General features: G+C 38.1%; 10 protein-coding genes, 26 tRNA genes and 1 rRNA gene. 4 read left to right on the plus strand and 33 right to left on the minus strand.

Translation table 11 applies throughout. From position 1 onward, the window contains the following. Window positions 1-3: 3 nt before the first annotated feature. Window positions 4-537: a 3'-5' exonuclease gene (locus tag FFM65_RS07625; RefSeq protein WP_119318212.1), complete on the plus strand. Its 534-nt coding sequence runs from the start codon at window positions 4-6 to the stop codon at window positions 535-537. Here FFM65_RS07625 and FFM65_RS07630 read toward each other — a convergent pair. The 4 genes from FFM65_RS07630 to FFM65_RS07645 are packed head-to-tail and all read right to left on the minus strand — an operon-like array spanning window position 530 to window position 3134. Beyond that, complete coding sequence (locus FFM65_RS07630) at window positions 530-997, minus strand: GNAT family N-acetyltransferase (protein ID WP_119318211.1); 468 nt, start codon at window positions 995-997, stop codon at window positions 530-532. The genes FFM65_RS07625 and FFM65_RS07630 overlap by 8 nt on opposite strands. After that, the gene (gene tsaE, locus FFM65_RS07635; protein ID WP_119318210.1) at window positions 994-1452 is read right to left on the minus strand and encodes a tRNA (adenosine(37)-N6)-threonylcarbamoyltransferase complex ATPase subunit type 1 TsaE; all 459 of its coding nucleotides are present in this window, start codon (window positions 1450-1452) and stop codon (window positions 994-996) included. The genes FFM65_RS07630 and tsaE overlap by 4 nt, the downstream gene beginning before the upstream one ends. Window positions 1453-1467: 15 nt before the next feature. Beyond that, window positions 1468-2436: a phosphate acetyltransferase gene (gene pta / locus FFM65_RS07640; protein ID WP_119318209.1), complete on the minus strand. Its 969-nt coding sequence runs from the start codon at window positions 2434-2436 to the stop codon at window positions 1468-1470. After that, window positions 2436-3134 (minus strand): uracil-DNA glycosylase, encoded by a 699-nt coding sequence (locus FFM65_RS07645; protein WP_119318208.1) that lies wholly within the window; start codon window positions 3132-3134, stop codon window positions 2436-2438. The genes pta and FFM65_RS07645 overlap by 1 nt, the downstream gene beginning before the upstream one ends. Window positions 3135-3217: 83 nt before the next feature. Here FFM65_RS07645 and FFM65_RS07650 point away from each other — a divergent pair, with 83 nt between their 5' ends. After that, on the plus strand, window positions 3218-4093 hold the full coding sequence (locus FFM65_RS07650; protein WP_119318207.1) for a Cof-type HAD-IIB family hydrolase: 876 nt from the start codon (window positions 3218-3220) through the stop codon (window positions 4091-4093). 2 nt (window positions 4094-4095) lie between these two features. After that, on the plus strand, window positions 4096-4635 hold the full coding sequence (locus FFM65_RS07655; protein ID WP_119318206.1) for an LURP-one-related/scramblase family protein: 540 nt from the start codon (window positions 4096-4098) through the stop codon (window positions 4633-4635). Between the two features lie 30 nt (window positions 4636-4665). Here the strand turns inward: FFM65_RS07655 and FFM65_RS07660 are convergent, their stop codons facing one another. Both FFM65_RS07660 and FFM65_RS07665 read right to left on the minus strand, forming a co-directional pair. Beyond that, a complete protein-coding gene (locus FFM65_RS07660; RefSeq protein WP_119318205.1) occupies window positions 4666-5232 on the minus strand; it encodes a GNAT family N-acetyltransferase in 567 nt (188 codons plus the stop codon). Window positions 5233-5455: 223 nt separating this feature from the next. After that, window positions 5456-5956 (minus strand): TetR/AcrR family transcriptional regulator, encoded by a 501-nt coding sequence (locus FFM65_RS07665; protein WP_162897951.1) that lies wholly within the window; start codon window positions 5954-5956, stop codon window positions 5456-5458. A 215-nt stretch (window positions 5957-6171) separates the two neighbouring features. On the opposite strand from FFM65_RS07665, the gene FFM65_RS07670 reads away from it, so the two are divergent. Further along, window positions 6172-6651, plus strand: coding sequence for a hypothetical protein (locus FFM65_RS07670; RefSeq protein ID WP_119318203.1), 480 nt, complete (start codon window positions 6172-6174; stop codon window positions 6649-6651). Between the two features lie 129 nt (window positions 6652-6780). Here the strand turns inward: FFM65_RS07670 and FFM65_RS07675 are convergent. The 27 genes from FFM65_RS07675 to rrf all read right to left on the minus strand — a co-directional run bounded on the left by FFM65_RS07675 (window position 6781) and on the right by rrf (window position 9378). Next, a tRNA-Leu gene (locus FFM65_RS07675) sits at window positions 6781-6864 on the minus strand. Window positions 6865-6898: 34 nt separating this feature from the next. Continuing rightward, window positions 6899-6969 (minus strand) — tRNA-Cys (locus FFM65_RS07680). 20 nt (window positions 6970-6989) lie between these two features. Further along, window positions 6990-7061: transfer RNA gene (locus FFM65_RS07685), tRNA-Gln, on the minus strand. 6 nt (window positions 7062-7067) lie between these two features. Continuing rightward, window positions 7068-7140 (minus strand) — tRNA-His (locus FFM65_RS07690). 18 nt (window positions 7141-7158) lie between these two features. Further along, window positions 7159-7229, minus strand: a tRNA-Trp gene (locus FFM65_RS07695). Between the two features lie 5 nt (window positions 7230-7234). Beyond that, a tRNA-Tyr gene (locus tag FFM65_RS07700) sits at window positions 7235-7317 on the minus strand. 4 nt (window positions 7318-7321) lie between these two features. Beyond that, window positions 7322-7394, minus strand: a tRNA-Phe gene (locus FFM65_RS07705). A 5-nt stretch (window positions 7395-7399) separates the two neighbouring features. Then, window positions 7400-7473, minus strand: a tRNA-Asp gene (locus FFM65_RS07710). Window positions 7474-7496: 23 nt separating this feature from the next. Then, window positions 7497-7570, minus strand: a tRNA-Met gene (locus FFM65_RS07715). A 29-nt stretch (window positions 7571-7599) separates the two neighbouring features. Beyond that, window positions 7600-7689, minus strand: a tRNA-Ser gene (locus FFM65_RS07720). 46 nt (window positions 7690-7735) lie between these two features. Next, window positions 7736-7807: transfer RNA gene (locus FFM65_RS07725), tRNA-Glu, on the minus strand. 7 nt (window positions 7808-7814) lie between these two features. Next, window positions 7815-7902 (minus strand) — tRNA-Ser (locus tag FFM65_RS07730). Between the two features lie 8 nt (window positions 7903-7910). After that, window positions 7911-7985 (minus strand) — tRNA-Ile (locus FFM65_RS07735). Window positions 7986-7998: 13 nt separating this feature from the next. After that, window positions 7999-8069, minus strand: a tRNA-Gly gene (locus tag FFM65_RS07740). Between the two features lie 44 nt (window positions 8070-8113). Next, window positions 8114-8187 (minus strand) — tRNA-Asp (locus tag FFM65_RS07745). Between the two features lie 19 nt (window positions 8188-8206). Continuing rightward, window positions 8207-8280 (minus strand) — tRNA-Met (locus tag FFM65_RS07750). 33 nt (window positions 8281-8313) lie between these two features. Then, window positions 8314-8387 (minus strand) — tRNA-Ile (locus tag FFM65_RS07755). Window positions 8388-8394: 7 nt separating this feature from the next. Continuing rightward, window positions 8395-8468: transfer RNA gene (locus FFM65_RS07760), tRNA-Met, on the minus strand. Window positions 8469-8501: 33 nt separating this feature from the next. Continuing rightward, a tRNA-Pro gene (locus FFM65_RS07765) sits at window positions 8502-8575 on the minus strand. Between the two features lie 20 nt (window positions 8576-8595). Continuing rightward, window positions 8596-8669: transfer RNA gene (locus FFM65_RS07770), tRNA-Arg, on the minus strand. Between the two features lie 13 nt (window positions 8670-8682). Continuing rightward, window positions 8683-8768: transfer RNA gene (locus FFM65_RS07775), tRNA-Leu, on the minus strand. Window positions 8769-8782: 14 nt separating this feature from the next. Beyond that, window positions 8783-8854: transfer RNA gene (locus tag FFM65_RS07780), tRNA-Gly, on the minus strand. A 4-nt stretch (window positions 8855-8858) separates the two neighbouring features. Further along, window positions 8859-8931 (minus strand) — tRNA-Thr (locus FFM65_RS07785). Window positions 8932-8992: 61 nt separating this feature from the next. After that, a tRNA-Leu gene (locus FFM65_RS07790) sits at window positions 8993-9075 on the minus strand. A gap of 23 nt (window positions 9076-9098) precedes the next feature. Next, window positions 9099-9171 (minus strand) — tRNA-Lys (locus tag FFM65_RS07795). Between the two features lie 6 nt (window positions 9172-9177). Beyond that, window positions 9178-9250 (minus strand) — tRNA-Val (locus FFM65_RS07800). Between the two features lie 11 nt (window positions 9251-9261). Beyond that, window positions 9262-9378: ribosomal RNA gene (rrf, locus tag FFM65_RS07805) — 5S ribosomal RNA — on the minus strand. Between the last annotated feature and the right edge of the window lie 109 nt (window positions 9379-9487).

Consider the following 9487-nt stretch of genomic DNA (forward strand, 5'->3'; position numbering starts at 1 on the left):
TCTATGAATTTCGTCGCCATGGATTTTGAAACAGCTAATGGCAAACGCTCCAGTGCCTGTTCATTGGCTTTAGTTCTCGTGCGGGAAAATAAAATCGTGGATAGCTTTTATACACTGATCAATCCACGAGAAGTCTTCAGCCCACGTAACATTCAAATCCACCACATAACGCCTCAAGACGTTCAAGATGCACCAACTTTTGATCAAGTTTGGCCTCACATTGAACCACTCTTTGACAATAGTCACCTCGTTGCAGCGCACAATGCCAGTTTCGACAATAGTGTTTTAAAAAATACTTTAACTAATTATGGCATTATGGCTCCAAAATATTTAACTATAGATACTTTGAGAACAAGTCGAAAATTTTATCCAGACTTTCCCAATCACAAATTAAATACTGTTTCAAAAGCTTTAAATATCGACTTGAAAAATCACCATAACGCCTTAGCTGATAGTGTGGCTTGCGCTGAAATCTTGCTTAAAACAGAACAACAATTTGGAACTGAACAAATAAAAAAGATGATTAAGCTCACTTAACCATCTTTGTCATTACTATTGTTTTATCTTTTGTTAACTCAGTCGTAAATCCATATTTTTGATAAATATGAATTGCGGCTGGGTTATTTTTGTATACTTCCAAAATTATTTTTTCTAGTGGCGAATCACTGGCCCAATCAATTGCTTCTTCTAGCAAATAAGAAGCAATTCCATTGTTCCAAAATTCTTTATCGACCACTACGCCAAATTCGGCCTTTCGAGCATCGATTCTTTCTAAACGACAATAGCCAATAATTTCATTGTCTAAAACTGCTATGATCAATTCATCATATTCAGATTGAAAAATTGCGTCTAAAGAAATTTCTTCATCCCGAACTGCTGTCGACTGTATATCATCAAACGAGATAAAATCACTCTGTTGACTGACTTTTTTCAAAAAATTTAATAAATTTTGCGCATCTTTTGGGATAGCTTCACGTAATTTTAATTGTTGGCTCATAATTGGTCAAAACCTCGCTGATCAAATTTATCACCATGTAACTTGAAAGTAACTTGGCGATCTGTATCAGACAAACGTTCAATATTAATTGTCAAATGGTCATCAGGAATCTCATCTTTGATAAATTGAGGCCACTCAACCATCGTTATACCGTCGCCATTGAAGTACTCATCGAAACCTAAATCTTCATCAGGACTACTTTCTAAACGGTAGGCATCCATATGATACAGAGGGATCCTACCATCTTTATACTCGCGAATTAAAGTAAACGTAGGACTTTTTACATTACGCTTAATGCCCAATCCTCGAGCTAATCCTCGGGTTAAGGTAGTTTTACCTACTCCTAAATCACCGTTTAAGACTACAACATCACTTGGCTTTAGTAGTTGTGCTAATTTCTCACCTAAATCTTCAGTTTCTTCGTATGAATGGGTCATTACTTGATATTCAAGCATAATTTCTCCTTAATTCTATAATGCTAAAGCTGCCGTCAAAATAGCTGATTTGTAAACATCTTCTTCATTGCAGCCACGTGATAGATCAGAAATTGGTTTAGCAAGGCCTTGCAAAATAGGTCCAATAGCTTCAAAGCCACCAAATCTTTGAGCAATCTTATAACCAATGTTTCCTGATTGAAGATCTGGAAAGACAAAGACATTTGCATGCCCTGCAACTTTTGAATCTGGAGCTTTTTGAGCACCAACACTAGGAACAAAGGCTGCGTCGAATTGTAATTCACCATCAAGAGCTAAATCAGGTGCTAATTCATGAGCAATCTTAGTAGCTTCAGCAACTTTAGTAACCTCATCGCTCTTAGCACTACCTTTAGTTGAAAAACTCAACATGGCAACTTTAGGATCGATATCAAATAAATTAGCGTCTTTAGCTGTTTGAACGGCAATTTCAGCCAATTCTTGAGCATTAGGATTAATGTTGATAGCACAATCAGCGAACATATAACGTTCATCGCCTTTTTGCATGATGAATGAACCACTGATTCTTGAATTGCCGGGAGCTGTTTTAACAATTTGAAGAGCTGGACGAACAGTATCACCAGTTGAATGAATAGCACCGGAAACCATCCCATCAGCTTTGTCCATATAGACTAGCATTGTTCCAAAGTAGTTATTATCCAAAAGCATCTTTTCAGCTTGTTCTTTAGTGTTCTTACCTTTGCGACGTTCAACAAATTTCTCGACCATTGTGTCGAAGTCAGCATATTTTTTAGGATCAATAATTTCAATACCAGAAATATCAAATGATTTTTCATCAGCAACCTTGTCAATTTCCGCTTGATTACCAATTAAAATAGGTTTAAGAATATTTTCTTTAACTAAACGAACGGCAGCACCCAAAATTCTAGGTTCTTCACCTTCTGGGAAAACAATTGTTAAATCTTTTCCATTAATCTTGTTCTTGAGACTTTCAAATAAATCCATTACTTTTCCTCCATTTCATCATCGGCACGTTCAGGTAACTGCCAATTGATTTCTTTTTCATTATAGTTTAAAAGCGCTTGATTTGCTTTAGAAAACGGTTTGGAGCCAAAAAATCCATATCTAGCTGCAAATGGACTTGGGTGCGTTGAAGAAATAATTGTATTCTTCGATTGATCAATCAAAGGAATTTTACTCTTAGCAGCATTACCCCATAAAATAAAGACAACTTTACCACGTTCTGACAAGGCCTTGATAGCATAATCGGTCAATTCTTCCCAGCCTTTGCCTTTATGGGAGTTAGCTTGACCTCTTCTCACTGTGAGAACCGAGTTGAGTAATAAAACTCCTTGAGTAGCCCAAGATTTCAAATAGCCATGATTAACTGGTTTACAACCCAAATCATCTTGTAATTCTTTGTAAATATTACGCAATGATGGTGGAATCGTTACACCTGGTTGGACGGCAAAACTACAACCAATTGCTTGGTTTGGTTCATGATAAGGGTCTTGCCCTAAGATGACAACTTTTGTCTTTAAAAAGGGAGTCCACTCAAAAGCCTGATAAATATGGTGCATCTCAGGATAAATAGTTTGCGTATTATATTCTTCTACTAGAAATTCACGAAGTTTTTCATAATACGGTTTGTCAAATTCACCATTCAAAACTTCTTGCCAATCATTATTTATTAAGGTTTTCAAATTTACACCTACCTGTTTTGATATATAATGCCATAAAATATGGTAACATTCACTTATAGCATAACGCATTCGGAGGAAACTTTATGATTAAATTAATCGCATCCGATATGGATGGTACTTTACTAAACGAAAAGATGGAGGTTTCAGATCGTAACATCCAAGCAATCAAGGATGCACAAAAGGCTGGCATTGAATTTTTAATTGCTACTGGCCGTGGTTTGAGTGAGGCCAAACCATTTTTAAGAAATCAAGTTCATCCAGGATATATCACTTTAAATGGAGCTGAGGTCTTTGACAGCGATGAAAAATTAATTTCTAGCAATCCAATTTCAGCAGAATCTCAAAATAAAGTCGTTGACTACTTTCACAAATATAATGTTTATTTTGAAGTCGTTACTGATAAAGGAATTTTTTCAAATGACCGTGAAGCTAGAGTCAATAATTTAGCCAATTTGCTAGTAAAATTAAATCCTGGCACTTCTTTTAAACAAGCTTTAAGAGATACTCAAGAACGTGTCAAAATGATGCCAATGAACTTCGTGGATAGTTATGACCATATCTTCAGTGATAAGTCTTTTAAAATCATGAAATTGATTGGCTTCAATGAACATCAACATAGAGTACTTGCTCCTATGAAAAAAGAAATCACCAAAAATATTAAAGATGTAGTTGTCACTTCCTCATCCCCTAATAACGTCGAAGTTAATAGTGTCGATGCTCAAAAAGGAATTGCGCTTCTACAATATGCCAAAAAACGTAATATCTCACCTGATGAAATTATGGCAATTGGAGATAATTTAAACGATTATTCCATGATCAGAGATGCTGGAGTCGGTGTAGCTATGAAAAATGCTATTCCAGCCATTAAGGAAATCGCCCAAGTTGAAACTGACAATAATGCCAACGATGGCGTGGCTCAAATCATTGAAAAAACGATTGAGGATCAAAAGCAGGACTAATCATGGAGCTTTATATTCGTAAAGCAGATTTAGCAGTTGGCAATATTTTAGTCATTGCCAATCAGAGCAAGGAAACCGTCTTTATAGCCTCACGTGACAAAGACAATCCTTTCTTGATCAAATTATATAATCGTTTAAATACGTTAATTGGTGAAATAAGTTTAAAAAATAACTTTCTAAAAATTTACTCTATTAAAATCAATGGTGAAGAAAAAGCTACCATCAACGCATTACCAATGATCGACTTGAAATTCGTTTACTTGAGTAAAGTCAATTGGAGTGTCATCGGTAACTTGGTTGAATCCAACTACCACGTAACTCAAGCTGGCAAAGAAATTTTGCAAGTTCAACCAACCATATTAAGCCAAGGTCATCCTGGATTAGAGTTATCATTTAGTAATTTGGATGACGGTCCAATGAGTACTTTATTAGCTATCTTTTTAGATAAATACATTAAACTACCTACTTTGGCACCAAAAACTGATTTAGATAACCTAGGTTTAAAATCTAAAATGCCTTATCTAAATAATTTTAATAAATAAAAGACCTTTCCTACTTAAAGGAAGGGTCTTTTATTTAGTTAAATCATATTGCATGTGGTCATACAAATGACTACCGATATATAATTGTCCAACTTGTTTGAAGCCAGTTTTATCATAAACATGTCTGGCAGGTGCATTATCAACGTCAACATTTAAACTCAATATTTTTTCGCCACGATCACGGATTACTTCAATAAAGTGTTCCATAGTTGCAGTTCCGATACCCTTACCTTGGAATTCTGGAGCAACTGCAAATGAATCCAAATACCATTCACCAGGCCATGCTTCCTTATCGCCAAATAAGTTATCTTCTTCAATACCATACTTGTGCATGATTTTCTTCAAAGGTTCGTCAATTGTATCCTCCGCTTCTTCTGGATAACCGACCATGATTGCTACTACTTTGCCATCAATCTCATTAACTAAGATATTATCCAATCCATAGCGATAACCTGGTTGGAAAAAGCCTTCTTTGATAACTTGAGCCATCTTTTCGTCGCCAACTTTTTTGAAAACATCTAATTCCATTTCATCAAAGATTTGGAACAAAATTGGCAATATCTGATCTGCATCTTCCTCTTTAGCATTTCTAAACATTTTTTCACCTCAAGTATATATAATACATGATTTAATAATAATCTCAAATGTGAAAAAACACACAGTTAAAACAATGACCCCACAACGAATCATTGTTTTTTTATCTATAAAACTATTCCCGCAATTCTCCTCTTTATTTTTTTATAATCATTCCTGATTACAAATATATTTTAACGTGTTCATTTTCATCTGAGAATCTACATTTTTCTGAAAATGTCCAATTTTATACATTAAATAAAAAATGTCCATATTTCACTAAAATCTCAGTCATTTCAATTTGATTAGTTCTTAAATTATTGTCGAATTGCTTTTTTAACATTAAAATGAGCGCATCCATGGCCACATTACTGACTTCTTTTTCTTGATTATATTGAATCAATATTTTACTGAAATCCTCTATTATTTGACGATGAACGTGTTCTTGATTAATAAAAGGAATAGTTTGTCGATATAAATTCAAGCAAAGCATTTTATTGTCATAAATATAAGTAACAAGATTTTTGATCAATTCTTCATACGATTGACAACCTCGTGTAATTTCTTTAAGAATAATCTTCTCAATCAAATCTTTATATACGTATTCTAAACTGCCAAAATTATTATAAATTGTACTACGACTAACAGTAGCCTTTTGAGCTAACTCTACTAAAGTAAATTTATCAATTCGTCGACTAGAAAATTCTCGGTAAGTAGTTTCGATTAAGTGTTTTTTAGTTAAAGACATTGGCGTGTAGTTTCTCCCGTTTTTTGTAATCATCTTAACAAGTCAAAAATTTTTTAGATACCAAATAAAGTCGATTATTGAATTTAAATTATTATTATATTTGATTAAGCAATAAATATAAAATTATCATTTACAAATAATTAGCTATCCATTTACGTACATATCAACATATTTAAAGAATTATACTAAACGTAAATAGTTATTTGGAGGATATTATGAATCGAAAACGGATTGCTTTAATTACTAGCCTTATTTTTTTGTCTGATTGTAGTATAGAAAGTTTCAACCCTTTAAAAAATGACCTTAAAAGCGACGTACAAGCCGTTTCTCAATCTCATAAGAAAACGACTAGCGATAAGTATCCAGACATCTCTAAGGAGCTGGATATAACTTCTATGGAACAATATAGTAGTAACGTGTTGTTTATGAATTTAACTTTAAGAAATTTCTTCGTAAAAGATATTTACCTTGATGATCAAAATACTTATCATTTGCTACTAACTCCATTAAAGACTAGCAATCAATACTTCGTCACAACTATCAAAACTAGCAAAACCATTAAGATCGGCAATAAGATAACTATTCAAGGCTTCATTAACGGTAAAGTCAAAGTTCATGATGGATATTCTTTTAGTTCAAAATATAATGGTAAAAAAGCCGTTTCTGTCATAGTTGACCATTTTGAAATTAATTAATTCAAATTTAGTAATGTGCGAAATATGTGCAGAATTTCAAAATCCCATTATTTGGAGATACAAAAAAAGCTCAAATCATTGATTTAACAACAATTTGAGCTAACTGATATTTGGTTTTAAAAACCTCAATACCGGTGATCGGGGTCGAACCGATACTCCCTAGTGGGAACAGGATTTTGAATCCTGCGCGTCTGCCAATTCCGCCACACCGGCATATCTCTATGCCTGATTATTTAAGCATAACCAAAGGCGGTAACCGGATTTGAACCGGTGATGAAGGTTTTGCAGACCTCTGCCTTACCACTTGGCTATACCGCCATATTCTTTTTTTACAGCAATTGGGTTAGCTGGATTCGAACCAGCGCATGACGGAGTCAAAGTCCGTTGCCTTACCGCTTGGCTATAACCCAATGAAGGGCGGTATGTGGGAGTCGAACCCACGTGTGCCGGTGCCACAAACCGGTGTGTTAACCACTTCACCAATACCGCCATGATAAAAGGTAGAAACAGGGATAGTAGGAATTGAACCCACACCGACGGTTTTGGAGACCGTAGTTCTACCTTTAAACTATATCCCTAAATATGGAGGGGAGTGGATTCGAACCACCGAACCCGAAGGAGCGGATTTACAGTCCGCCGCGTTTAGCCAGACTTCGCTACCCCTCCAAAATGGCGCGGGACGGAATCGAACCGCCGACACATGGAGCTTCAATCCATTGCTCTACCAACTGAGCTACCGAGCCATTAACGGTCCCTGCGGGAATCGAACCCGCGATCTCCTGCGTGACAGGCAGGCGTCCTAACCAACTAGACCAAGGAACCAAATTTAATTTTTTCAAAACAAATTGCGGGAGCAGGATTTGAACCTACGACCTTCGGGTTATGAGCCCGACGAGCTACCAGACTGCTCCATCCCGCGATAATAAAAATATCACATGCTACCCACTAAGGAGGATGTGGGATTCGAACCCACGCGCCGCTTTCGCGACCTGACGGTTTTCAAGACCGTTCCCTTAAGCCGGACTTGGGTAATCCTCCATTGCTTAATACGTAAAGCTATTTAATTCTTGATGACTAGCATCAATGACCCGTACGAGATTTGAACTCATGTTACCGCCGTGAAAGGGCGGTGTCTTAACCACTTGACCAACGGGTCATATTAACGGAGAAGGAGGGATTTGAACCCTCGCGCCGCTTACGCGACCTACACCCTTAGCAGGGGCGCCTCTTCAGCCACTTGAGTACTTCTCCAGATATAGTGGGCCTAAATGGACTTGAACCATCGACCTCACGCTTATCAGGCGTGCGCTCTAAACCAGCTGAGCTATAGGCCCATAAAAGTGGCAAAGCGGGTGACGAGAATCGAACTCGCGACAACAGCTTGGAAGGCTGTGGTTTTACCACTAAACTACACCCGCATATTACCTTACGGCTACTACTTCTTATGATAGATAACTATCAACGGTCCCTGCGGGAATCGAACCCGCGATCTCCTGCGTGACAGGCAGGCGTCCTAACCAACTAGACCAAGGAACCAAATTAATTTTTAAAACAATTGCGGGAGAAGGATTTGAACCTACGACCTTCGGGTTATGAGCCCGACGAGCTACCAGACTGCTCCATCCCGCGATAACAATAATTGTTAAGGTCCATACAAAACGATGGACCCTGTAGGACTCGAACCTACGACCGAGCGGTTATGAGCCGCCTGCTCTAACCAACTGAGCTAAAGGTCCGGAATAATAGCGGCGAAGGGGATCGAACCCCCGACCTCCCGGGTATGAACCGGACGCTCTAGCCAGCTGAGCTACACCGCCAAAAACTGTGATACTGACAACATAAATTGCCTATCGGGAAGACAGGATTCGAACCTGCGACCCCCTGGTCCCAAACCAGGTGCTCTACCAAGCTGAGCCACTTCCCGAGATTGAATATTTGGAGCAATGCACCTAGTAGGAGTCGAACCTACAACCTTCTGATTCGTAGTCAGACACTCTATCCAATTGCGCTATAGGTGCATATTCATTATAGTGCCGAGGACCGGAATCGAACCGGTACGGTAATTACTTACCGCAGGATTTTAAGTCCTGTGCGTCTGCCAGTTCCGCCACCCCGGCGTTACTATAATGAAAGCGGAAGACGGGATTCGAACCCGCGACCCCCACCATGGCAAGGTGATGTTCTACCACTGAACTACTTCCGCATTATGCCGACTAGAGGATTCGAACCTCCGACCCCCTGTTTACAAGACAGATGCTCTGCCAGCTGAGCTAAGTCGGCATAAAAACAATACTTTCATATTTTACTAAATGAAACTCAATATTGCAACAACAATATTGAATACGGGTGAAAGGACTTGAACCTTCATGTCCAAAGGACACTAGAACCTAAATCTAGCGCGTCTGCCAATTCCGCCACACCCGCATGGTGCGTATATATGTTGCAAATGAGCCGTGACAGGTTCGAACTGTCGACCCTCTGATTAAAAGTCAGATGCTCTACCAACTGAGCTAACGGCTCATGATATGGAGGATACAGGGATCGAACCTGTGACCTCCTGCTTGTAAGGCAGATGCTCTCCCAGCTGAGCTAATCCTCCATCATGAGACAGCGTAGCGACTCTCTATCCTCGCGGGTAGTTTCCCACCAACTACTTTCGACGCGGAGAAGCTTAACTTCTGTGTTCGGCATGGGAACAGGTGTATCCTTCTCACTATCGTCACTACACTGTTTGATACTCGTACCTTCAAAACTAGATATTAAGTTAATGATTTAAAACACTTCAAACTGCTGTAAACTCTTACTCGATTAAGTCCTCGATCTATTAGTACTGCTC

The sequence above is a fragment of the Companilactobacillus formosensis genome (assembly GCF_005405305.1).
Lineage (GTDB): Bacteria > Bacillota > Bacilli > Lactobacillales > Lactobacillaceae > Companilactobacillus > Companilactobacillus formosensis.